Annotated in this window: 21 protein-coding genes; 14 read left to right on the top strand and 7 right to left on the bottom strand. The window is 57.0% G+C overall.

What is annotated here, in order from left to right:
* Nucleotides 1-68: 68 nt before the first annotated feature.
* Entirely contained in the window at nucleotides 69-1763 is a 1695-nt protein-coding gene (gene narQ, locus ACOT0L_RS13060) for a nitrate/nitrite two-component system sensor histidine kinase NarQ (RefSeq protein WP_126503332.1), read from the bottom strand.
* 152 nt (nucleotides 1764-1915) lie between these two features.
* Between narQ and aegA the strand changes: the two genes are divergently transcribed.
* The 3 genes from aegA to ACOT0L_RS13045 all read left to right on the top strand — a co-directional run bounded on the left by aegA (nucleotide 1916) and on the right by ACOT0L_RS13045 (nucleotide 5703).
* The gene (gene aegA, locus ACOT0L_RS13055) at nucleotides 1916-3892 is read left to right on the top strand and encodes a formate-dependent uric acid utilization protein AegA (RefSeq protein WP_126503334.1); all 1977 of its coding nucleotides are present in this window, start codon (nucleotides 1916-1918) and stop codon (nucleotides 3890-3892) included.
* 67 nt (nucleotides 3893-3959) lie between these two features.
* Nucleotides 3960-4550: a GDP-mannose pyrophosphatase NudK gene (gene nudK, locus ACOT0L_RS13050; protein ID WP_022648962.1), complete on the top strand. Its 591-nt coding sequence runs from the start codon at nucleotides 3960-3962 to the stop codon at nucleotides 4548-4550.
* Between the two features lie 109 nt (nucleotides 4551-4659).
* Entirely contained in the window at nucleotides 4660-5703 is a 1044-nt protein-coding gene (locus tag ACOT0L_RS13045) for a DUF1176 domain-containing protein (RefSeq protein WP_022648961.1), read from the top strand.
* A gap of 81 nt (nucleotides 5704-5784) precedes the next feature.
* Here the strand turns inward: ACOT0L_RS13045 and tkt are convergent, their stop codons facing one another.
* Both tkt and tal read right to left on the bottom strand, forming a co-directional pair.
* Nucleotides 5785-7773, bottom strand: coding sequence for a transketolase (tkt, locus tag ACOT0L_RS13040; protein ID WP_421637262.1), 1989 nt, complete (start codon nucleotides 7771-7773; stop codon nucleotides 5785-5787).
* 19 nt (nucleotides 7774-7792) lie between these two features.
* Nucleotides 7793-8743, bottom strand: coding sequence for a transaldolase (gene tal, locus ACOT0L_RS13035; RefSeq protein WP_022648959.1), 951 nt, complete (start codon nucleotides 8741-8743; stop codon nucleotides 7793-7795).
* Between the two features lie 286 nt (nucleotides 8744-9029).
* Between tal and maeB the strand changes: the two genes are divergently transcribed.
* Entirely contained in the window at nucleotides 9030-11309 is a 2280-nt protein-coding gene (maeB, locus tag ACOT0L_RS13030) for an NADP-dependent oxaloacetate-decarboxylating malate dehydrogenase (protein ID WP_022648958.1), read from the top strand.
* A 64-nt stretch (nucleotides 11310-11373) separates the two neighbouring features.
* Here maeB and hemF read toward each other — a convergent pair whose 3' ends face one another.
* Nucleotides 11374-12273, bottom strand: a complete 900-nt coding sequence (gene hemF / locus ACOT0L_RS13025) for an oxygen-dependent coproporphyrinogen oxidase (RefSeq protein ID WP_126503336.1) — start codon at nucleotides 12271-12273, stop codon at nucleotides 11374-11376.
* Nucleotides 12273-13148, bottom strand: coding sequence for an N-acetylmuramoyl-L-alanine amidase AmiA (amiA, locus tag ACOT0L_RS13020; RefSeq protein WP_023306670.1), 876 nt, complete (start codon nucleotides 13146-13148; stop codon nucleotides 12273-12275). The genes hemF and amiA overlap by 1 nt, the downstream gene beginning before the upstream one ends.
* Nucleotides 13149-13360: 212 nt before the next feature.
* Between amiA and ACOT0L_RS13015 the strand changes: the two genes are divergently transcribed.
* The 10 genes from ACOT0L_RS13015 (at nucleotide 13361) to pdxK (ending at nucleotide 21656) form a co-directional block, all read left to right on the top strand.
* A complete protein-coding gene (locus tag ACOT0L_RS13015) occupies nucleotides 13361-13786 on the top strand; it encodes a GNAT family acetyltransferase (protein WP_003861292.1) in 426 nt (141 codons plus the stop codon).
* Complete coding sequence (locus ACOT0L_RS13010; protein WP_126503338.1) at nucleotides 13773-14222, top strand: DUF2919 domain-containing protein; 450 nt, start codon at nucleotides 13773-13775, stop codon at nucleotides 14220-14222. Before ACOT0L_RS13015 ends, ACOT0L_RS13010 begins: the two co-directional genes overlap by 14 nt.
* Nucleotides 14223-14285: 63 nt before the next feature.
* Nucleotides 14286-14861, top strand: coding sequence for an RpoE-regulated lipoprotein (locus tag ACOT0L_RS13005; RefSeq protein ID WP_022648954.1), 576 nt, complete (start codon nucleotides 14286-14288; stop codon nucleotides 14859-14861).
* 92 nt (nucleotides 14862-14953) lie between these two features.
* Entirely contained in the window at nucleotides 14954-15853 is a 900-nt protein-coding gene (locus tag ACOT0L_RS13000; protein WP_022648953.1) for a Dyp-type peroxidase, read from the top strand.
* 176 nt (nucleotides 15854-16029) lie between these two features.
* A complete protein-coding gene (locus ACOT0L_RS12995; protein WP_022648952.1) occupies nucleotides 16030-17043 on the top strand; it encodes a sulfate ABC transporter substrate-binding protein in 1014 nt (337 codons plus the stop codon).
* Nucleotides 17043-17876: a sulfate/thiosulfate ABC transporter permease CysT gene (gene cysT / locus ACOT0L_RS12990; RefSeq protein ID WP_022648951.1), complete on the top strand. Its 834-nt coding sequence runs from the start codon at nucleotides 17043-17045 to the stop codon at nucleotides 17874-17876. The genes ACOT0L_RS12995 and cysT overlap by 1 nt, the downstream gene beginning before the upstream one ends.
* Complete coding sequence (gene cysW, locus ACOT0L_RS12985; RefSeq protein ID WP_003861305.1) at nucleotides 17876-18751, top strand: sulfate/thiosulfate ABC transporter permease CysW; 876 nt, start codon at nucleotides 17876-17878, stop codon at nucleotides 18749-18751. The genes cysT and cysW overlap by 1 nt, the downstream gene beginning before the upstream one ends.
* Complete coding sequence (cysA, locus tag ACOT0L_RS12980) at nucleotides 18741-19835, top strand: sulfate/thiosulfate ABC transporter ATP-binding protein CysA (RefSeq protein ID WP_022648949.1); 1095 nt, start codon at nucleotides 18741-18743, stop codon at nucleotides 19833-19835. Before cysW ends, cysA begins: the two co-directional genes overlap by 11 nt.
* A 67-nt stretch (nucleotides 19836-19902) precedes the next feature.
* Nucleotides 19903-20814, top strand: coding sequence for a cysteine synthase CysM (cysM, locus tag ACOT0L_RS12975; protein ID WP_022648948.1), 912 nt, complete (start codon nucleotides 19903-19905; stop codon nucleotides 20812-20814).
* A 5-nt stretch (nucleotides 20815-20819) separates the two neighbouring features.
* Nucleotides 20820-21656 (top strand): pyridoxine/pyridoxal/pyridoxamine kinase, encoded by an 837-nt coding sequence (gene pdxK / locus ACOT0L_RS12970; RefSeq protein WP_022648947.1) that lies wholly within the window; start codon nucleotides 20820-20822, stop codon nucleotides 21654-21656.
* 44 nt (nucleotides 21657-21700) lie between these two features.
* Here pdxK and crr read toward each other — a convergent pair whose 3' ends face one another.
* Both crr and ptsI read right to left on the bottom strand, forming a co-directional pair.
* Nucleotides 21701-22204: a PTS glucose transporter subunit IIA gene (crr, locus tag ACOT0L_RS12965; RefSeq protein ID WP_022648946.1), complete on the bottom strand. Its 504-nt coding sequence runs from the start codon at nucleotides 22202-22204 to the stop codon at nucleotides 21701-21703.
* A gap of 43 nt (nucleotides 22205-22247) precedes the next feature.
* The gene (gene ptsI, locus ACOT0L_RS12960; protein WP_022648945.1) at nucleotides 22248-23975 is read right to left on the bottom strand and encodes a phosphoenolpyruvate-protein phosphotransferase PtsI; all 1728 of its coding nucleotides are present in this window, start codon (nucleotides 23973-23975) and stop codon (nucleotides 22248-22250) included.
* Nucleotides 23976-23992 lie beyond the last annotated feature (17 nt).

Here is a 23992-nt window from a genome sequence, read left to right as displayed (position 1 = left end):
CAAACGTGGAGAAATAAAGGAGATAATGTAAATTATCATGCGCTTTTTTCAGCGCGCCTTCTTTCCCGCTATTTTTCAGCCTGCGCCGCAGGTGTCCGGAACGTCACGCTGACCTGTGTACCGCCCTGTGGCGGCTGAGAAAAGTGTAATGTTCCGCCGAGCCGTCCCGCGCGTTCGCGCATGATATTCAGCCCGTAATGCCCCGGCGGTTCACTGGCGTCGCCGATACCAATACCGTTGTCACGGATCGTGACCGTGTGAGTACCGTCCGCGGTGGTGACGCAGCTGACCACAATCTCTCTGGCGTCGGCATGTTTAATCGCATTCAGCACTGCCTCACGCACAATCTGTAAGAGGTGCACCTGTTTTTGCGCGTCCAGTGCCAGCGATGAGAGACGGCAGTCAAGCACCAGCTTCGCGCTGGTCTGGCTTTGCAAACCGTCGAGAGACTCCTGTAGCGCGGCAGGAAGATTGGCGTGGTTGAGCGTCAGGCGAAAGGTGGTGAGCAGCTCGCGTAGCTGATGCCAGGCGTTATTCAGCTCGCGGGAGAAGTCCGTAATGATGGTCTGCGCCGGGGCATTGTCGCCCGGCACGGCATGCTTCAGCAGCGTAAGCTGAATACGCAAATAGGAGAGCACCTGCGCCAGCGAATCATGCAACTCGCGCGCGATGGTGGCGCGCTCTTCCATCAGCAGCAACTGCTGATAATGTTTCTGCGCCTGATTGAAATAGAGCCCCCGGCCCAGCATCGTCGCCACGCTTTCCATGAGCGGCAGCGGAACATCCCCGGTCGCGCTTTGCCAGCGCAGTTCGCCGTACAGGGTGTCCTGCATTAATACCGGTAAATTGTGCATTTTCTCGTCCGGGGACTCCTGTCCTTCGTAAAGCTGCCAGTCGTCACTGGTGCGCAATTGCAGGTAATTCATCTGCGTATAGTCATGCACAATTTGCAAAATATGCCGGAAGCAGTGGCTGTCTATCTGCCCGGTATTCAACGCCTGTGAGCATTTGAACAGCATTTCAAGCTGCTGATGCGCTTCATTCAGGTGGCGGGTTTTTTCGGCAACGGAGTGCTCCAGGGAACGGTACAGGGTGTGTAATTCCGCCGACATATGGTTGAAGGCGCGGGAAAGCTGGCCCAGCTCGTTGGGAAGCATAATATCCGGCGCGGGGGTATCGAACTGCCCCTGTTCGATACGCTCGCTCGCTGCCACCAGATTATTCAGCGGCAGCACAACCTGACGGCGGATGCGCCGCAGGGTCATCACCGCCAGCAGCAGGATGCCCAGGCCGCCCGTCAGCGACATGAAAATCACCAGCTGTATCTTATGTTCGGTGTAGTGCTGTAGCGCCAGCACAAAGGCATCTATCCGGCCCACGAAATCCTCTATGTGGCTCTGATACCACCCGGTATCGCCGCTGGCGATACGCGTGTCCATCTCCTGCCAGCCAAGCTGCAACTGCTGGTAACGCTGTTTGACGTCCTCTGGCACATACCAGCGGTTTAGCTTCTGCAACGCAGGCGCGCTCAGCGTTTTCTGCCAGACCGCGCGGTGCTCTGCCAGTGACGGGCTGGCGCGCTGCATTTCGTAGCCCAGGCGGTAGCTCTGCATGCGCAGCGATCCGGCGATGTTAATCGCCTCGGCGTCGCGCTGGCTGCTGGCGAGTGTAACCAGCGCAATGGCGCTGATCAGAACGGACAAGACAATCATCGAAAAGAAAGCCCGAGCCAGGCTTCCCGATACGGGGCGTTTAACGGTCACTCATCAGCTTCCTGAATTAAATTGATCTGCCACAGGTTCACTGGAAATAGTTCGCCTTCCTGGGCATTTGAACATTGCGTCGCCATGCCACTGTGGGTAAATACGATAACAATATAAAGAATAAGGTTATTGAACCAAAAACAGGTGTTGTTATGAATCGTTTTATTATGGCCAACGCTCAACAGTGTATCGGTTGTCGCGCCTGCGAAGTTGCCTGTGTGATGGCGCACAACGGGGAGCAGCACGCGCTGAGCGAGCGCCATTTTCATCCCCGCATTACGGTCCTTACCTCTGGCTTGCGAAAAAGCCCAGTGACCTGCCACCACTGTGAAAATGCGCCCTGCGCGCAAAGCTGCCCGAACGGAGCCATCACGCAACACAGCGACAGCGTACAGGTCAATCAACAAAAATGCATTGGCTGTAAAGCCTGCGTGGTGGCCTGCCCGTTTGGCACGATGGACATGCTGATCACCCCGCTTGAAAACGACAGCGTAAAGGCCTCGGCGCACAAATGCGACCTCTGCCTGGAAAGGCCGCAAGGCCCGGCCTGCGTTGAAAACTGCCCGGCGGAGGTGCTTACGCTCGCCACCCCAGCCGTGCTGGATAAGCTGGTTAAACAGCGCCGACAGCGCAGCGCAAGGCTGGACGCGCTGCCGTGGCACAGCGAGGCGGTTCAATCAGCCCCTCCGCAAACCAAACGGCAACAGATGCAAAACACCCCGTCGCGCGGTGAGCCGGATAAGCTCAGCCCCGACGCGCGCGCCGGCCATTTTAACGAGATCTACTTGCCGTTTCGCCCGGAACAGGCGCAGCGCGAAGCATCCCGGTGCCTGAAATGTGGCGACCACAGCATTTGCGAGTGGACCTGCCCGCTGCATAACCATATTCCGCAGTGGATTGAGCGGATCAGGGCGGGGGATATCCTCGGTGCGGCTGAGCTTTCTCACCAGACTAACTGTTTACCGGAAATTACCGGCCGCGTCTGTCCACAGGATCGATTATGTGAAGGCGCCTGCACCCTGCGGGATGCGTCAGGGGCGGTAACCATCGGTAATATCGAACGATATATCTCGGATCGGGCGCTGGCGATGGGCTGGACGCCGGACGTCAGCCACGTTACACCGGTCGGTAAGCGCGTCGCCATCATTGGTGCCGGTCCGGCAGGGCTGGCCTGTGCCGACGTACTGGTGCGCAGCGGCATCGGTGTGACGGTCTACGATCGCCATCCAGAAATCGGCGGATTGCTGACCTTTGGTATTCCGGCCTTCAAGCTGGATAAATCCCTGTTAGCGCGGCGCAGAGAGATATTCAGCGCGATGGGTATCCGCTTCGAGCTGAACTGCGAGGTGGGAAAAGACGTGTCGATGGTCCAACTGCAAAACGACTACGATGCCCTGTTCATCGGCGTAGGGACCTATCGTTCCATGAAAGCAGGTATCCCTCATGAAGACGCGCCGGGCGTGTACGACGCGCTGCCGTTTTTAGTGGCAAATACGCGGAACGTGATGGGTCTTGACCCTGCCGCAGACGAGCCGTTTATCGACACGCAGGGGTTAAACGTGGTGGTGCTGGGCGGGGGCGATACGGCGATGGACTGCGTGCGCACCGCGCTGCGACATGGCGCGGCGAAAGTAACCTGCGCCTATCGGCGGGACGAGGCCAACATGCCGGGCTCAAAGAAAGAGGTTAAAAACGCGAAAGAAGAGGGCGCGGCGTTTGAATTTAATGTCCAGCCGGTTGAGCTCACGCTGGATGACGACGGGAAGGTCAAGGGTATCCGGATGCTGCGCACCCGTCTGGGCGAGCCGGATGCGCAGGGGCGGCGTCGTCCTGTCCCGGTGGCGGGCAGTGAGTTTGTCATGCCAGCGGATGCGGTGATCATGGCGTTTGGGTTTAATCCGCACGCCATGCCGTGGCTTCAGGCGCAGGGCGTTGAAACCGACGACTGGGGGCGCATCAGGGCCTCCGTGGAGAGCCGTTATCGTTACCAGACCTCGAATCCGCAGATTTTTGCTGGCGGTGATGCGGTACGTGGTGCGGATCTGGTGGTCACCGCGATGGCGGAAGGGCGCCATGCCGCGCAGGGGATCATGGACTGGCTTGGCGTGCCGCCGCGCAACATGCATTAACGCAGACGGGCGACAAAGCGGGCATCACGGCGTAGTATAAACAGACTCATTTTGCCGTGGAGCCCGTATGTCCCTGAACATTACCGTTATTAAAGACAAAATCCTATCTGAAAATTACTTTGTCCTGCGTAACATCACTTACGATCTCACCCGTAAGAGCGGGGACGTCATTCGCCATAAACGCGAAGTCTACGACCGGGGCAATGGTGCAACCATTTTGCTGTATAACCGTGAAAAGCAAAGCGTGGTGCTGATCCGCCAGTTTCGCATCGCGACATGGGTCAATGGCAACGCGGACGGACGTCTGATTGAAACCTGTGCAGGTCTGCTGGACGACGATGAGCCGGAAGTGTGTATCCGCAAAGAAGCCATTGAAGAGACGGGTTTTGAGGTGGGGGCGGTGCAGAAAGTCTTTGAGCTGTTTATGTCCCCTGGCGGGGTTACCGAGCTGGTTCACTTCTTCATTGCGGAGTACACCGATGCCCAGCGCACGCACCGGGGCGGTGGCGTGGACGATGAAGACATTGAAGTGCTGGAAATGCCTTTCGCTCAGGCTGTCGACATGGTGAAAAGCGGCGAGATCCGCGACGGTAAAGCGGTGATCCTGTTGCAGTATCTGCAAACCAGCGGTTTGATGAATGCTGCGTCGGTAGCGTGATAAGTTGTATTTCAGATAAATCTATCCGATAAATCCGATTGAGCCAGCCCGCCCAGGGCACGAAGATACGCCCCAGATTGACCTATTCGTTTCCGGGGCTGTGCCGTTCATGCGCTACTGCGTTTTTCTTCTCTTCTTCATTTGCGTGCTTCCCGCACCTTTGGTGTGGGCTGCGCCTGCGCAGCAGTCTTTTTCAGACTGGCAGGTGACCTGCAATAACCAGAATTTCTGCGTAGCGCGCAACACCGGCGAGCATCGCGGTCTGGTCATGACGCTGAGCCGCAGTGCGGGGGCAAAAACGGACGCCAGCCTGCGCATCGATCTCGGCGGTCTTTCGACGCCTCCGGTGAAAGAGCCTGACATTGCCCCGCGCCTGCTGCTCGACAATGTGCCGCTTCAGCTCACGTCGCAACACTGGCAGTTAACCCCCTGGCATCTTAAAACAGACGATACGGGCACCATCACCACGTTTCTGAAAACCATTCAGGAGGGGCAGGCGCTGACCCTGCGCGAGGGGAAGCAGACGATCTCTCTGGCCGGTCTGAAAGCGGCGCTGCTGTTTATTGATGCCCAGCAAAAACGCGTCGGAAGTGAAACGGCATGGATTAAAAAAGGGGATAGTCCACCGCTGAGCGTGCCGCCTGCGCCGGCATTAAAAAAGGTGGCAGTGGTGAACCCCACGCCAACGCCGCTGACGCATAACGAACTTAACGATCTGCTGGATTACGGTACCTGGCGCATGAACCACAGCCAGTGCTCCCTCGATCCGAACCGGCGTGAAGTGCGCGTGACCGCGTTGACCGATGACAAAGCGCTGATGATCATCAGCTGTGAGGCGGGGGCGTACAACACCGTCGATCTGGCGTGGCTGGTGTCGCGTAAAAAACCGTTTGCTGCCAGAAGCGTGAGATTGCGTCTGCCGTTTACCCCTTCCAGCCAGAGTAGCGACATGGAGCTGATGAATGCCAGCTTCGATGAAAAAACGCGCGAGCTGACCACGCTGGCACTGGGACGCGGGATTGGCGACTGTGGGATCCAGACCCGCTGGCGTTTTAACGGCCAGCGTTTCCGCCTGGTGCGCTACGCGGAAGAGCCAAGCTGCGATAACTGGAATGGGCCAGATGCCTGGCCCACGCTGTGGATCACCAGGTAGGGCGCTGTCGCTTACCGGGCCTACGTTTTAGCGATTTGTAGGCCCGGTAAGGCGTAGCCGACACCGGGCACGAAGACTGCACTACAGCACGCTCAGCGCCTTCTCCACCACGTTCTCAACGGTAAAGCCGAAGTACGGGAACAGCTTATCGGCCGGGGCGGATTCACCATAACCCTTCATGCCGACAATCGCCCCTTTCAGACCCACATATTTGTACCAGTAGTCGGCAATGCCAGCTTCAACCGCCACGCGCGCCGCGACGTTTGAAGGCAGCACCGATTCGCGGTACGCCTCATCCTGGGCATCAAAGATATCCGTTGAAGGCAGGGAAACCACGCGCACCGCGTGACCCTCGGCGGTCAGTTTCTCGGCCGCTTTTACCGTGATTTCCACCTCTGAACCGGTGGCAATCAGGATCACGTCCGGCTTACCGCCGCTGTCTTTCAGGATGTACCCGCCGCGGGCGATATTTTTCACCTGCTCCGGCGTGCGCTCGATCTGCGCCAGGTTCTGGCGCGACAGGATCAGCGCTGTGGGTCCGTTATGGCGCTCTACGGCCAGCTTCCAGCCCACAGCCGCTTCAACCTGATCGCACGGACGCCAGGTACTGAAGTTTGGCGTCAGGCGCAGGCTCGCCAGCTGCTCTACCGCCTGGTGCGTCGGCCCATCTTCACCCAGTCCGATGGAGTCGTGGGTATACACCATGATTTGCCGCGCCTTCATCAGGGCCGCCATACGCGCCGCGTTACGGGCATATTCGACAAACATCAGGAAGGTGGCGGTGTACGGCACGAAGCCGCCATGGTGGGCGATACCGTTGGCAATGGCGGTCATCCCGAACTCGCGCACGCCGTAGTGGATATAGTTCCCGGCAATGTCTTCCTTCAGGGATTTAGAGCCAGACCAGATGGTGAGGTTACTTGGCGCCAGATCCGCCGAGCCGCCCAGCAGTTCGGGCAGGACAGGGCCAATCGCGTTCAGGGTGTTTTGTGACGCCTTACGGGTGGCAATTTTCGCCGGGTTAGATTGCAGGTTTTCAATCAGCGCCTGAGTTTTCTCTTCCCAGTCTTCCGGCAGGCCACCGCTCATGCGGCGGTTAAATTCGGCCGCCAGCTCCGGATACGCTTTTTTGTAGGCAGCAAACTTCTCGTTCCAGGCCTGCTGCGCTTTTTCACCTGTTTCGCGAGCATCCCAGGCCCTGTAGATCTCTTTTGGGATCTCAAAGGCCGGGTGTTTCCAGCCCAGTTTCTGGCGGGTCAGCGCCACTTCCTCTTCACCCAGCGCCGCGCCGTGCGCCTCTTCTTTACCCGCTTTGTTCGGCGAGCCGAAGCCGATGGTGGTGCGGCAGACGATCAGGGACGGTTTGTCCTTTACACTCTGCGCTTCCTGAATCGCTTTTTTCACCGCCTCAGGATCGTGACCGTCGATTTCGTGCACCACGTGCCAGTGATAGGCTTCAAAGCGTTTTGCCGTGTCGTCGGTAAACCAGCCCTCGGTTTCCCCGTCAATGGAGATACCGTTGTGATCGTAGAAGCCAATCAGCTTGCCCAGGCCCAGGGTGCCCGCCAGCGAGCAGACCTCGTGGGAGATCCCCTCCATCAGGCAGCCATCACCCATAAAGACATAGGTGTAGTGATCGACAATCTCGTGGTCGGGCTGGTTGAACTGCGCGGCCAGCGTACGCTCTGCAATCGCCAGGCCGACAGCATTCGCCAGCCCCTGGCCCAGCGGGCCGGTAGTGGTTTCAACACCCGGCGTATAGCCGATCTCCGGGTGGCCCGGCGTTTTGGAGTGCAACTGGCGGAAGTTTTTTAACTCCTCAAGCGGCAGATCGTAACCGGAGAGGTGCAGCAGGCTGTAGAGCAGCATCGAGGCATGACCGTTGGAGAGAATAAAACGGTCGCGATCGTACCAGGTCGGATCGGTCGGGTTGTGCTTCAGGATGTCGTTCCACAGCACTTCGGCAATATCAGCCATACCCATGGGGGCGCCAGGGTGGCCGGAATTGGCTTTTTGTACGGCATCCATGCTGAGGGCGCGAATGGCGTTGGCGAGCTCTTTACGGGACATAGTTCACTCCGTGGCAAGGTTAAAGTTTGGCGGCGAGAAGATCTTCGAGTTTGCGCTGGTCGACGGCGAACTGGCGGATGCCATCTGCCAGTTTTTCCACGGCCATTGGATCCTGATTGTGCTCCCAGCGGAATTCCGCTTCGGTCATGGGTTTCGGTTTTGGCAGAACGGTAGAGGTCGGTACCAGCTTGCGGATCACCGTCTCTTCACTCTCCTGAAGCTTTTTCAGCAGGTCAGGAGAGATGGTCAGACGGTCACAGCCCGCGAGCGCCAGGATCTGCTCGGTGCGGCGGAAGCTGGCCCCCATCACGATGGTCTCGTAGCGATGCTGCTTGTAATAATCGTAGATATTACGCACCGATTTTACGCCAGGATCTTCTTCCACCACGTACGGATCCATTGGCTGTTTCGCCTGATACCAGTCGTAGATACGCCCAACAAACGGTGAAATCAGGAACACGCCCGCTTCGGCGCAGGCACGCGCCTGGGCGAAGGAGAACAGTAGCGTCAGGTTGCAGTGGATCCCCTCTTTCTCCAGCACTTCCGCCGCGCGGATGCCTTCCCAGGTAGACGCAAGCTTGATCAGAATGCGTGACTTATCGATCCCCTGCTCCTGGTAGAGTTCCACTATGCGGCGGGCCTTGTTAATGCTTTTTTCCTGGTCGAACGAGAGGCGGGCGTCCACTTCGGTAGAGACGCGCCCCGGTATGCTTTTAAGAATTTCCGCACCGATATTGACCGCCAGCTTGTCGCTGGCTTCGGCGACCTGCTGTTCCTGCGTTTTCCCGCGCTGTTTGCCGTAGGCAAGGGCGTCATCAATCAGATGACTAAAGTGCGCAAGACCGGCCGCCTTGAGTAGCAGAGAGGGATTGGTGGTCGCGTCTTCCGGCTGGTAGTGACGAATCGACTCGATGTCGCCGCTGTCTGCAACCACGGTGGTAAATTGTTTGATGCCGTCTAGCTGGTTCATAATTACTCCTTGGAAATAAAAGAGTTAGTCGAGTGCGTTAGTTCACACTTCTGAGAAAATCATGATGGACTTAACAAAAAAGCATAGCAGACGGGGGAGGCATTGCTTTCTGAGACGGGTAACATGGCTGTTATAAATTGATAACAATTTTTATTCTGCAATGGTGAGAGTTTGGCAGCCTTCAAAGTTTAGGAGCCTGCCTGCGGCGATACTATGCGGCACACCAGGGTGTGCATAGGAACGTCGACATCACCCTTTTTGACCGAAACGTGAAAGGAATAACAAGATGGATGATCAGTTAAAACAAAGCGCTCTCGATTTTCACGAGTTTCCTGTTCCGGGTAAAATCCAGGTATCCCCGACCAAACCGCTGGCGACCCAGCGCGATCTGGCGCTGGCCTACTCGCCGGGCGTGGCTGCTCCGTGCCTGGAAATCGAAAAAGATCCGCTGGCAGCGTACAAATACACCGCGCGCGGCAACCTGGTGGCCGTTATCTCTAACGGTACGGCGGTGCTGGGGTTAGGGAACATCGGTGCGCTGGCTGGTAAGCCGGTGATGGAAGGGAAGGGCGTTCTGTTTAAGAAATTTGCCGGTATCGACGTCTTCGATATCGAAGTGGACGAACTGGATCCGGATAAATTCATCAACGTGGTGGCGGCGCTGGAGCCGACCTTCGGCGGCATCAACCTGGAAGACATCAAAGCGCCGGAATGTTTCTATATCGAGCAGAAGCTGCGCGAGCGTATGAACATTCCCGTGTTCCATGACGACCAGCACGGCACGGCGATTATCAGTACCGCCGCCATTCTGAACGGCCTGCGCGTGGTAGAGAAAAATCTCTCCGACGTGCGCATGGTGGTCTCCGGCGCAGGCGCCGCGGCCATCGCCTGTATGAACCTGCTGGTGGCGCTGGGCATGCAGAAGCACAATATTGTGGTCTGCGACTCCAAGGGCGTGATCTACAAAGACCGCGAGCCAAACATGGCGGAAACCAAGGCGGCCTATGCGGTGGAAGACGACGGCAAGCGCACGCTTGAAGACGTGATTGACGGTGCTGACATTTTCCTCGGCTGTTCAGGCCCGAAAGTGCTGACCCAGGAGATGGTGCAGAAGATGGCGCGCGCGCCAATGATCCTGGCCCTGGCGAACCCGGAGCCGGAAATTCTGCCGCCGCTGGCGAAGGCGGTGCGTGAAGACGCTATCATCTGCACCGGACGTTCGGACTACCCGAACCAGGTGAACAACGTGCTCTGCTTCCCGTTCATCTTCCGCGGGGCGCTGGACGTCGGCGCTACGGCGATCAACGAAGAGATGAAGCTGGCTGCCGTTCATGCTATCGCAGAGCTGGCGCACGCCGAGCAGAGCGAAGTGGTGGCCTCCGCCTACGGCGATCAGGATCTGAGCTTCGGCCCCGACTACATCATCCCTAAACCATTTGACCCGCGTCTGATCGTGAAGATCGCGCCAGCGGTGGCCAAAGCGGCGATGGACTCCGGCGTGGCGACGCGGCCGATTGAAGATTTCGATGCCTACGTCGATAAACTCACCGAGTTCGTTTACAAAACCAACCTGTTTATGAAGCCGATCTTCTCCCAGGCGCGCGCCGACGCGAAGCGCGTGGTGCTGGCGGAAGGGGAAGAGGCGCGCGTGCTGCATGCCACGCAGGAGCTGATCACCTTAGGGCTGGCGAAACCGATCCTGATTGGTCGTCCGAGCGTGATCGAGATGCGTATTCAGAAGCTCGGCCTGCAAATTAAGCCGGGCGTGGACTTTGAGATCGTTAACAACGAATCCGATCCGCGCTTCAAAGAGTACTGGAACGAATACTATTCGATCATGAAGCGTCGCGGGATCACCCAGGAGCAGGCGCAGCGGGCGGTGATCAGCAACACCACGGTGATCGGCGCGATCATGGTTCATCGCGGTGAGGCGGATGCGCTGATCTGCGGCACCATCGGCGAGTACCATGAGCATTTCAGCGTGGTACAGGAGATCTTCGGCTATCGCGAGGGCGTCCATACTGCCGGCGCAATGAACGCGCTGCTGCTGCCAAGCGGTAACACCTTTATCGCCGATACCTACGTCAACGACGATCCCTCCCCGGACGAACTGGCGGAAATCACCGTGATGGCGGCGGAAACCGTGCGCCGCTTTGGTATCGAGCCGAAAGTGGCGCTGCTGTCGCACTCAAACTTCGGGTCATCCAAATCCGCGGCGGCGTGCAAAATGCGCCAGACGCTGGACCTGGTGCGAGCGCGCGCGCCGGAGCTGATGATCGACGGCGAGATGCACGGCGACGCCGCGCTGGTGGAGAGTATTCGTAATGAACGTATGCCGGACAGTCCGCTGAAAGGCTCGGCGAACGTGCTGATTATGCCGAACGTGGAAGCGGCGCGTATTAGCTATAACCTGCTGCGCGTGTCGAGTTCTGAAGGTGTGACCGTCGGGCCGGTACTGATGGGGGTGTCAAAACCGGTACATGTGTTAACGCCGATTGCCTCCGTGCGTCGTATCGTCAACATGGTGGCACTGGCGGTGGTTGAGGCGCAGACGCAGCCGCTGTAAGGGCGCGTTTGCTTACCCGACCTACGGATTGAGTAGGCCGGATAAGCGCAGCGCCATCCGGCAGTTAAATCCAGTCGCGTACTTTAAGGAACTCACTCAAGGCAGCCTCCGGGCTGCCTTCTTTTGGCGCGTAGCTGTATTCCCAGCGCACCAGCGGCGGCATCGACATCAGAATGGACTCCGTGCGCCCGCCGGTTTGCAGGCCAAACAGCGTCCCGCGATCCCACACCAGATTAAACTCCACATAGCGCCCGCGACGGTAGAGCTGGAACTCACGCTCGCGCACGCCGTAGTCGGTGTCTTTGCGGCGTTCGACAATCGGAAGATAGGCGTCGGTAAAGCCTTCACCCACCGCGCGCATAAAGCTGAACGCGGTATCAAAATCCGGGGTATTGAGATCGTCAAAGAACAGCCCGCCGATGCCGCGCTGCTCGTCGCGATGCTTCAGATAGAAATAATCATCGCACCACTTTTTGTATTTCGGGTAAACGTCTTCGCCAAACGGCATGCAGAGATCGCGCGCGGTGGTGTGCCAGTGCACGGCATCCTCTTCAAAGCCATAGTAAGGCGTTAAGTCGAAACCGCCGCCAAACCACCAGACCGGATCGGCCCCCGGTTTTTCCGCGATGAAAAAGCGCACGTTGGCGTGGCTGGTTGGCACAAACGGGTTATGCGGATGCACCACCAGCGATACGCCCATCGCCTCGAAGCTGCGGCCCGCCAGTTCAGGCCGATGCGCCGTGGCGGACGCTGGCATTGCATCACCGTGGACGTGGGAGAAGTTGACCCCGGCCTGTTCAAAAATACCGCCGTTACGCAGCACGCGGCTGCGCCCGCCGCCGCCCGCTTCGCGCTGCCAGGTGTCTTCCTGGAATTCACCGCCGTCTGCGGCGGTCAGTTTCTGGCAAATCGCATCCTGGAGCTGCATCAGGAAAGTTTTGACCAGCTGTGCATTCGGTTTCATCAACGTTTCCTGGAGTGCGCTTTTTGATTATCGAACCAGTTGAAATAACTGATGACCCCGGAGGCGATGGCGTTCGCGATCTTCTGACGAAACGCCTTAGTGCCGAGTAAACGCTCTTCTTCCGGGTTGGTAATGAACGAGGTTTCCACCAGCACGGACGGAATAGACGGTGACTTCAGCACCACAAACGCGGCCTGCTCGGTGCTTTTACTGTGCAGACGGTGCACGGGTTTAATCCGTTTGAGGATATGCGAGCCGAGCGTCAGGCTGTTTTTGATGGTATCGGTCTGCACGAGATCAAACAGAACCTGCTGTAACAGATGGTCTTTGTCGGTGGCTTTTTTCCCGGCCACTTCATCCGCCCGGTTTTCGCGATCGGAGAGGTATTTCGCCATGGCGCTACTGGCGCCACGGTTGGAGAGCGCAAATACCGAGGCGCCTGCGGCGGAAGGGTTTGTGAAGCCATCCGCGTGAATGGACATAAACAGATCTGCGCCGTGCTTGTGGGCAATCTCCACGCGATCGTACAGCGGGATAAACGTGTCGCCCGTGCGCGTCAGGCGGGCGTCAATACCGTTACTGCGTAAAATTGCGCGTACATTTTTTGCAATTGCCAGCACGACGTGTTTTTCTTTCGACCCGTTTCGGCCAATGGCGCCGGTGTCGATCCCGCCGTGGCCCGGATCGAGCATGACCAGACGCTTTGCGCCAGCTTTTTTGGTTTTCGGCTTGCTGTGTCCGTTACTGGTTTTAAGCGTGCTCTCTTCTTTTGCCTGAGCCTGCTTTGCGATACCCGATAACGTTAAGGCCGCCAGCCCCGCTTTGAGAACCTGACGACGCGATGTGAGTGCTTTTAATGGTTTGAATGTGCTCATGCGGCCTGAATTGTAAAAATTGGGGTCCTGGTGTTATATCGTATCGTGTTTCCCGTTACGACAGTCCTTATTGAGAATTGTTTTACTTTTCATTTCAATACGTGACAAAGTGACATTATGCCAAATTTTGGCGAGTTTTTCCCCGGTTATTGGCTAAACGCCCTGTTCACGCCATAATCACTGTTTTTAAACCCGAAAAGGCGGTTAATACCATGGAGATACGCGTTTTTCGCCAGGAAGATTTCGAAGAGGTGATCACCCTTTGGGAGCGCTGCGATCTGCTGCGTCCGTGGAACGATCCGGAAATGGACATCGAACGGAAGGTGAATCACGACGTCAGTCTGTTTCTGGTCGCTGAGGTCAACGGCGAAGTGGTCGGGACGGTGATGGGTGGGTACGACGGCCACCGCGGCTCGGCCTACTATCTGGGCGTGCACCCGGAATACCGCGCGCGCGGCATCGCCAACGCGCTGCTTAACCGTCTGGAAAAGAAACTGATCGCCCGTGGCTGCCCGAAAATCCAGATTATGGTCCGGGAAGATAACGACGTGGTGCTGGGCATGTATGAACGTCTGGGCTACGAGCACGCGGATGTACTGACGCTGGGTAAGCGCCTGATCGAAGATGAAGAGTACTGAGTTCCACCCTGGCGACTACGACGTTCACGGTCGTCTGCGTCTGCCTTTTTTGTTCTGGTGCGTTCTGCTGTTGCAGGCCCGAACCTGGGTGCTGTTCGTGATGGCTGGCGCGTCGCGCGGGCAGGGCGATACGTTACTGAATCTCTTTTATCCCGATCACGATGCGTTCTGGCTGGGGTTACTGCCAGGCGTACCGGCGGTCCTGGCGTTTCTGTGCAGCGGACGGCGGCAAGCCATTCCGCGCTTCTGGCGCGCGCTTCGCTGGCTGCTGATCCTGGCGCAGTTTGTGCTTCTGGTCTGGCAACCCTTGCTCTGGCTGTACGGCGAGCCGCTTTCGGGTATCGGGATTGCACTGGTGGTGGCGGATATTGTCGCGCTGCTGTGGCTGGACACGAATCCCCGTCTACGCGCCTGTTTTACGCATGAGCCAGATTAAAACGGCACTTTTTGTCGATACTGCACTCCAACAAGCGTTGATTTACTACGTAAGGACGTCTCAATGAAATCGCTGCGTTTACTTTTATGCGCTCTCCCGCTGGCGTTAACCGGCTGTTCCACGCTCTCATCCATCAACTGGTCTGCGGCCTATCCGTGGAACTGGTTTGGCTCCTCAATGGAAGTGACCGAGCAGGGCGTGGGCAAAATCACCGCCTCGACGGCGCTGGATCAGGATGCCATTCAGGATGCCATCGGCAGTGATTATCGCCTGCGCAGCGGCATGAAAACCGAGAACGGCAACATCGTGCGCTATTTCGAAGCGTTGAAAGATGACAAGGTGGCAATGGTCATCAACGGCGATAAAGGTACGGTCAACCGCATTGCGGTGATGGATGAAGAGATCCCGACCTCAGGTGGCGTGAAGGTGGGAACGCCGTTTGGCGAACTCTATCAGAAAGCGTTTGGCCACTGCGCCAGTGTGCCATCGGAGGAGAGCGTGGCGGTCGAGTGTAAGGCCGACGGCAGCCAGCATATTAGCTATGTGTTCAGCGGCACCTGGAACGGTCCGGAAGGGTTAATGCCGTCTGACGACACCCTGAAAAAGTGGAAAGTGAGCAAAATTATCTGGCAGCAGTAATTTGCGCCTGAGCAAGCCGCCTCGCTGAAATCCGGGTATAATAGCCGCCATCAATGCCACGCTGTCGTGGCATCTTTATTTCAGGAGGAGCGATGTCTCAGGTTCAGAGTGGCATTTTGCCAGAACATTGCCGGGCGGCGATTTGGATTGAAGCCAACGTCAAAGGGGACGTGGATGCCCTGCGCGCGGCCAGCAAAGTTTTCGTTGATAAACTGGCCACCTTCCAGGCCAAATTCCCCGAAGCCCATCTGGGCGCGGTGGTTGCCTTTGGCAGCACCGTCTGGCGTCATCTGAGCGGCGGCGAAGGCGCAGAAGAGCTGAAAGACTTTATTCCTTATGGCAAAGGTCTTGCGCCCGCCACCCAGTATGACGTTCTGATCCATATCCTCTCCCTGCGTCACGACGTGAACTTTTCTGTCGCTCAGGCTGCGATTGAGGCCTTTGGTGACAGTATCGACGTGCAGGAAGAGATCCACGGTTTCCGCTGGGTGGAAGAGCGCGATTTGAGCGGCTTCGTCGACGGCACCGAAAACCCGGCCGGGGAAGAGACGCGTCGCGAGGTGGCTGTAATCAAGGATGGCGTGGACGCGGGCGGCAGCTATGTGTTCGTCCAGCGCTGGGAGCATAACCTCAGGCAGCTTAACCGCATGAGCGTGCATGACCAGGAGATGATGATTGGCCGTACCAAAGATGCCAATGAAGAGATTGACGGCGATGCGCGTCCGGTCACTTCCCACCTGTCCCGCGTTGACCTTAAAGAAGACGGTAAGGGGCTGAAGATTGTTCGCCAGAGCCTGCCGTACGGCACCGCGAGCGGTACGCACGGCCTGTACTTCTGCGCTTACTGCGCACGCCTCTACAACATCGAACAGCAGCTGCTGAGCATGTTTGGCGATACCGACGGTAAGCGTGACGCCATGCTGCGCTTCACCCGCCCGGTGACCGGCGGCTACTACTTTGCGCCGTCCGTTGAGCGCCTGCTGGCGTTGTAAATCGCTCTCCATTCGTAGGCCGGGTAAGCGTGAGCGCCACCCGGCAATTTCTCCCGCAACTCTTATTCCCTTTTCTGCTTCTAAATCACCAAACGGTATATAAAACCGTTACTCCTTTAGACTCCGTTATAAATATTATGACTATAAGATAGTCATCACATTTATAAGGGTGCGCAATGGCCGTTACTGTACTGAAAAAAGGATCGCTGGCACTGGCAGGTTTACTGCTGGTGGCGCAGGCGCAGGCAACCGAGTTGCTGAACAGTTCTTATGATGTTTCGCGCGAGCTGTTTGCCGCCCTTAATCCCGCATTTGAACAGCAGTGGGCGAAAGAGAACAACGGCGACAAGCTGACCATCAAGCAGTCGCACGCTGGCTCATCCAAGCAGGCGCTGGCCATTTTGCAGGGGCTGAAAGCGGACGTGGTGACCTACAACCAGGTCACGGACGTGCAGATCCTGCACGACAAAGGCAAACTGATCCCGGCGAACTGGCAAAGCCGCCTGCCGAACAACAGTTCGCCATTTTACTCCACCATGGGCTTCCTGGTGCGCAAGGGCAACCCGAAGAACATCCACGACTGGAACGACCTGGTGCGTTCAGACGTAAAGCTGATCTTCCCGAATCCGAAAACCTCCGGCAACGCACGTTACACCTATCTGGCGGCGTGGGGCGCGGCGGACAAAGCTGACGGTAACGATAAAGCGAAAACCGAACAGTTTATGACCCAGTTCCTGAAAAACGTCGAGGTGTTTGATACCGGCGGTCGTGGCGCAACCACCACCTTCGCCGAGCGCGGGCTGGGCGACGTGCTGATCAGCTTTGAATCCGAAGTGAACAATATTCGTAAACAGTACGAAGCGCAGGGCTTCGAAGTGGTTATCCCGAAAACGAACATTCTGGCCGAGTTCCCGGTAGCGTGGGTGGATAAAAACGTTAAGGCTAACGGCACAGAAAAGGCGGCGAAAGCCTACCTGAACTATCTGTACAGCCCGCAGGCGCAGACCGTTATCACCGACTACTACTACCGTGTCAACAACCCGGACGTGATGAGCAAGCTGAAAGACAAATTCCCGCAGACCGAGCTGTTCCGCGTGGAAGATCATTTCGGCGCCTGGCCTGAGGTCATGAAAACGCATTTTGTCAGCGGCGGTGAGTTGGACAAACTGCTGGCAGCGGGGCGTAAGTAATGTTTGCAGTATCCTCCAGACGTGTGCTGCCGGGCTTTACCTTAAGCCTCGGGACCAGCCTGCTGTTCGTCTGTCTGATTTTGTTATTACCGCTCAGCGCGCTGGTGATGCAGCTCGCTGAGATGAGCTGGTCCCAGTACTGGGAAGTGATTACTAACCCGCAGGTGGTGGCGGCCTACAAGGTCACCCTGCTGTCTGCGTTCGTGGCCTCGATTTTTAACGGCGTGTTTGGCCTGCTGATGGCGTGGATCTTAACTCGCTATCGCTTCCCGGGCCGCACCCTGCTCGACGCGCTGATGGATCTGCCGTTTGCCCTGCCGACGGCGGTTGCCGGTTTGACGCTGGCGTCGCTGTTTTCCGTGAACGGCTTTTACGGTGAGTGGCTGGCTAAGTTTGATATCAAAGTGACCTATACCTGGCTCGGTATCGCGGTGGCCATGGCCTTTACCAGCATCCCGTTTGTGGTACGTACCGTGCAGCCGGTGCTGGAAGAGTTAGGACCCGAATACGAAGAGGCCGCAGAAACGCTCGGCGCCACGCGCTGGCAGAGTTTTCGCAAGGTCGTGCTGCCGGAACTCTCTCCGGCGTTGCTGGCGGGTATCGCGCTCTCCTTTACCCGCAGCCTCGGTGAGTTTGGCGCGGTCATTTTTATCGCCGGGAACATCGCGTGGAAAACTGAAGTAACCTCGCTGATGATTTTTGTCCGTTTGCAGGAGTTTGATTATCCGGCCGCGAGTGCGATTGCCTCGGTGATCCTTGCCGCGTCGCTGCTACTGCTGTTCTCGATTAACACTCTGCAAAGTCGCTTTGGTCGACGTGTGGTAGGTCACTGATGGCGGAAGTTACGCAATTGAAGCGCTATGACGCGCCCCGCATCAACTGGGGCAAATGGTTTCTGATTGGTACCGGCGTGCTGGTCTCCGCATTCATTCTCGTCGTGCCGATGGTGTACATCTTCGTTCAGGCCTTCAGCAAAGGGATTATGCCCGCGCTGCAAAACCTGGCCGATCCGGACATGCTCCACGCCATCTGGCTGACGGTCATGATTGCCCTGATCACCGTCCCGGTGAATCTGGTGTTTGGCGTATTGCTGGCCTGGCTGGTAACGCGCTTTAACTTCCCGGGGCGTCAGCTGCTGCTGACCCTGCTGGATATCCCGTTTGCGGTGTCACCGGTGGTGGCGGGTCTGGTTTATCTGCTCTTCTACGGTTCCAATGGCCCGCTGGGCGGCTGGCTGGATGAACACGACCTGCAGATCATGTTCGCCTGGCCCGGGATGGTGCTGGTGACCGTCTTTGTCACCTGTCCGTTCGTGGTACGCGAGCTGGTGCCGGTGATGCTCAGCCAGGGCAGCCATGAAGATGAAGCCGCGGTGCTGCTCGGCGCTTCCGGCTGGCAGATGTTCCGCCGCGTCACGCTGCCGAATATCCGCTGGGCACTGCTTTACGGCGTGGTGCTGACCAACGCCCGTGCGATCGGTGAGTTTGGCGCGGTGTCGGTGGTATCCGGCTCGATTCGCGGCGAAACCCTGTCGCTGCCGTTACAGATTGAATTACTGGAACAGGACTACAACACCGTCGGTTCCTTTACTGCCGCAGCGTTGCTGACGCTGATGGCGATTTTGACCCTGTTTTTGAAGAGTGTGGTGCAGTGGCGTTTAGAGAATCAGGAAAAACGTCAGCATCAGGAGGGAAATCATGAGCATTGAGATTGCCAATATTAAGAAGTCTTTTGGTCGCACCCAGGTGCTGAATGATATCTCGCTGGATATCCCTTCCGGACAAATGGTGGCGCTGCTGGGGCCGTCTGGCTCCGGTAAAACCACGCTGCTGCGTATTATCGCCGGGCTTGAGCACCAGACCAGCGGACATATCCGCTTCCACGGTACGGACGTAAGCCGTTTGCATGCCCGCGACCGTAAAGTGGGTTTTGTATTCCAGCACTACGCCCTGTTCCGCCACATGACGGTATTCGACAACATCGCGTTTGGTCTGACCGTACTGCCGCGTCGTGAGCGTCCGAATGCGGCCGCCATCAAAGCGAAAGTGACCAAACTGCTGGAGATGGTGCAGCTGGCTCATCTGGCGGACCGCTTCCCGGCACAGCTTTCTGGCGGGCAGAAACAGCGCGTGGCGCTGGCGCGTGCGTTAGCCGTGGAACCGCAAATCCTGCTGCTGGACGAACCGTTTGGCGCGCTGGATGCGCAGGTGCGTAAAGAGCTCCGCCGCTGGCTGCGTCAGCTTCATGAGGAACTCCAGTTCACCAGCGTTTTCGTGACCCACGATCAGGAAGAGGCGATGGAAGTAGCCGACCGCGTGGTGGTGATGAGTCAGGGCAACATTGAGCAGGTTGACGAGCCAGAGCAACTCTGGCGTGAACCGGCGACCCGCTTTGTGCTGGAGTTTATGGGGGAAGTAAACCGCCTTCAGGGTACTATTCGCGGCGGTCAGTTCCACGTTGGTGCGCACCGCTGGCCGCTGGGGTATACCTCCGCGCACCAGGGGCCGGTGGATCTGTTCCTGCGCCCGTGGGAAGTGGACGTCAGCCGCCGTACCAGCCTGGACTCACCGCTTCCGGTGCAGGTGCTGGAAGCTAGCCCTAAAGGTCACTACACCCAATTAGTGGTACAGCCCCTGGGCTGGTACACCGAGCCGCTGACCGTGGTTATGCGTGACGACGAGCCGCCGCACCGGGGGGAACGCCTGTTTGTGGGGCTGCAACACGCGCGCATTTATCATGGCAACGAGCGCATCGAGACGCGCGAGGATATTGCTCTGGCGGAGTCAGCCTGATAGGTTATTGAGTATGTTTTTCGCCCGGTGGCGTGATGCTTACCGGGCTTTTTATTGAGTAAAAATCGTGAATACACTCGAACACACCATCGGCAACACCCCTCTGGTCAAACTTCAGCGCATGGGGTGTGACAACGGCAGCGAAATCTGGGTCAAACTTGAAGGCAATAACCCGGCGGGGTCGGTGAAAGACCGGGCGGCGCTGTCGATGATTGTTCAGGCCGAAAAGCGCGGCGAAATAAAGCCCGGCGACGTGCTGATCGAAGCCACCAGCGGTAACACCGGTATCGCACTGGCGATGATAGCCGCCCTGAAAGGCTATCGTATGAAGCTGCTGATGCCGGATAACATGAGCCAGGAGCGCCGTGCCGCCATGCGTGCCTACGGGGCCGAGCTGATTCTGGTGAGCAAAGAGCAGGGTATGGAAGGGGCGCGAGATTTAGCGTTAGCGATGGCGGAGCGCGGGGAAGGCAAGCTGCTCGACCAGTTTAATAACCCGGACAACCCGTACGCGCACTACACCACCACCGGCCCGGAAATCTGGCAGCAAACCGGCGGGCGCATCACCCACTTTGTCTCCAGCATGGGGACCACGGGCACGATCACCGGTGTGTCACGTTTTCTGCGCGAGCAGGAGCAGCCGGTGACGATTGTCGGCCTCCAGCCGGAAGAGGGAAGCAGTATTCCGGGCATTCGCCGCTGGCCCGCGGAGTATATGCCGGGCATCTTTAATGCGCAGCTTGTGGACCAGGTGCTGGATATTCATCAGCGCGAGGCGGAAAATACCATGCGTGAGCTGGCCGTGCGTGAAGGCATCTTCTGCGGCGTCAGTTCGGGTGGCGCGGTAGCGGGGGCGATTCGGGTGGCTAAGGCAAACCCGGGTGCAGTAGTGGTAGCGATTATTTGCGATCGCGGCGATCGCTACCTGTCGACCGGCGTCTTTGGTGAAGAGAGTTATTCGCAGGGGGCGGGGATTTAAGCGTCATGGAGATGATTTTATTCCGGGATAACACCCGGGCGCAGCAAACCGATATTGTCGCCGTTCAGTCGCAGGTGGTGTACGGCAGTGTGGGAAACAGCATCGCGGTGCCAAATATTCGCACCCATCGACTGAACGTTACCGCCGTGCCGACGGTGCTGTTCAGCAATACGCCACACTACGACACCTTCTACGGCGGGGTGATCCCGGACGAGTGGTTCAGCGGCTACCTGAAGGCGCTGGAAGAGCGCGAGATCCTGCGCGAGCTTAAAGCAGTCACTACCGGCTATATGGGCAGCGCCAGCCAGATCGTGCTGCTGGCGCAGTGGCTGAAGGCGATCAAAGTGCAACATCCCGATCTGCTGGTGCTGGTCGACCCGGTAATCGGAGACATCGACAGCGGGATGTACGTGAAGCCGGATATTCCTGAAGCCTACCGTGAGCACCTGCTCCCGCTGGCCCAAGGCATTACGCCCAACGTGTTTGAGCTGGAAGTGCTGAGCGGCAAACCGTGCCGTACTCCGGAGAGCGCCATTGCCGCCGCGCAGGGGCTGCTGTCTGACACGCTTAAATGGGTGGCGATCACCAGCGCGCCAGTGGCTGACGATCCGCAAAATATCCACGTCGTGCTGGTGAGCGAGGAGGGCGTTACCGTAAGCGCACACCCGCGCGTTGAGACGGACCTGAAAGGGACGGGGGATCTGTTCTGTTCGGAGCTGGTGAGCGGTATCGTCGGCGGTAAAACCGTGGCCGACGCCATTCGCATGGCGGGCGACAGGGTGACTGACGTGATGATCTATACGCAGTCGAAAGGCTACGACGAGCTTATTCTGCCTGCATAAACAAAAATGGCGCCCGAAGGCGCCATTTTACCGTGCGGCAAGAATTACTTCTTGATGCGGATAACCGGGGTTTCACCCACGGTAACGCTGCCAGACAGTTTGATCAGCTCTTTGATTTCGTCCATGTTGGAGATAACAACCGGAGTCAGGGTAGACTTCGCTTTTTCTTCCAGCAGTGGCAGATCGAATTCAATTACAGGGTCGCCAACTTTAACACGCTGGCCTTCTTCCGCGATACGTTTGAAGCCTTCGCCTTTCAGTTCAACGGTGTCGATACCGAAGTGAACGAACAGTTCGATACCGCTATCGGATTCGATAGAGAACGCATGGTTGGTTTCAAAAATCTTACCAATGGTACCGTCAACTGGAGCAACCATTTTGTTGCCAGTTGGTTTGATAGCAATGCCATCACCAACGATTTTCTCAGCAAACACTACATCCGGCACGTCTTCGATATTGACGATCTCGCCGGAGAGCGGAGCAACAATCTCAATAGTTCCGGAGTCGCTATTGCTTTTGTCACCGAACAGTTTACTAAATAAACCCATTAGACTTATCTCCTAAGCAGTAATTTGGGCCGCATCTCGTGGATTAGCAGATTGTTTTTTCTTCAATGAACTTGTTAACCAGCGTCATTAACTCGTCCGTTGTCGGTTGAGCAAGAGCCTGCTCTGCTAATACCTTCGCATCTTCGAAGTTCGTGTTACGGATAATCTTCTTGATGCGCGGGATGGAAATGGCGCTCATAGAGAATTCGTCCAGACCCATACCCAGCAACAGAAGTGTAGCACGTTCGTCGCCTGCAAGCTCACCACACATGCCAGTCCATTTACCTTCTGCATGAGAAGCATCAATAACTTGCTTGATCAAATTCAGTACAGACGGCGACATTGGCTGGTAGAGATGTGAAATCATATCATTACCACGGTCAACTGCCAGGGTGTACTGCGTTAAATCATTGGTACCGATACTAAAGAAATCAACTTCTTTGGCTAAATGACGTGCAATGGTCGCGGCTGCCGGTGTTTCCACCATCACGCCGATCTCGATTGACTCGTCAAATGCTTTACCTTCGTCACGCAGTTCCTGCTTGTAGATTTCAATCTCTTTCTTCAGTGCACGCACTTCTTCAACAGAGATGATCATCGGGAACATGATGCGCAGCTTACCGAAAGCGGATGCACGCAGGATAGCGCGAACCTGGTCACGCAGGATCTCTTTGCGATCCATGGCGATACGTACGGCACGCCAGCCCAGGAACGGGTTCTCTTCTTTCGGGAAGTTCATGTACGGCAGCTCTTTGTCGCCACCGATATCCATGGTGCGGACGATAACGGCCTGCGAGCCGCACGCTTCCGCAACCGCTTTGTACGCTGCAAACTGCTCTTCTTCCGTTGGCAGGGCGTCGCGGTCCATGAACAGGAATTCAGTACGATACAGACCTACACCTTCCGCACCGTTGCGCTCAGCGCCGTCAACGTCACGTACGGTACCAATGTTAGCGCACACTTCAACCTGATGGCCGTCCAGCGTGATGGCTGGCAGATCTTTCAGTTTAGCGAGTTCCGCTTTCTCGGTAGCAACCTGCTCCTGAACGGAACGCAGCTGCTCGATCACATCGTTAGTTGGGTTGACGTAAACCACGTTGTTTACGGCATCCAGAATCAGATAGTCGTCGTTTTTCACCTGCGAGGTGACGCTACCGGTACCCACGATGGCTGGCAGCTCCAGAGAACGCGCCATGATAGAGGTGTGGGAGGTACGTCCACCTGCATCAGTAATGAAACCCAGCACCTTGTTCAGGTTCAGCTGTGCGGTTTCAGACGGGGTCAGGTCAGCGGCAACCAGGATGACTTCGTCCTGAATCGCGCTCAGATCGATGATGGCCAGACCCAGGATGTTGCGCAGCAGGCGCTTACCGATGTCACGTACGTCAGCCGCACGCTCTTTCAGGTATTCATCGTCCAGTTCTTCCAGGGCAGTTGCCTGACCTTCGATAACTTCATGCGCAGCCGCGTCGGCCGTCATGCCTTTATCTTTAATCAGGGCTATGATTTCCTGCTCCAGCTCCTCATCTTCGAGCAGCATAATGTGCCCTTCGAAGATGGCTTCTTTTTCTTCACCGAAAGTTTCGCCAGCTTTAGTTTTAATCGCTTCCAGTTGCGCAGATGCCTTGGCACGACCGCTCAGAAAACGTTCAACTTCCTGATCAACCTTGTCGGCAGAAATTTTTTTCCGGTCAATGACGATTTCGTCTTCTTTCAGCAGCAATGCTTTGCCGAAAGCGATACCCGGGGATGCTAAAATGCCTGAAATCATAACCCTACCTTACTTGT

Source organism: Enterobacter cloacae complex sp. XAL002 (assembly GCF_049236805.1).
Taxonomy (GTDB): domain Bacteria; phylum Pseudomonadota; class Gammaproteobacteria; order Enterobacterales; family Enterobacteriaceae; genus Enterobacter; species Enterobacter intestinihominis.
Note: the sequence above shows the minus strand (reverse complement) of the source record. Positions and strands in the feature narration are given on the sequence as shown.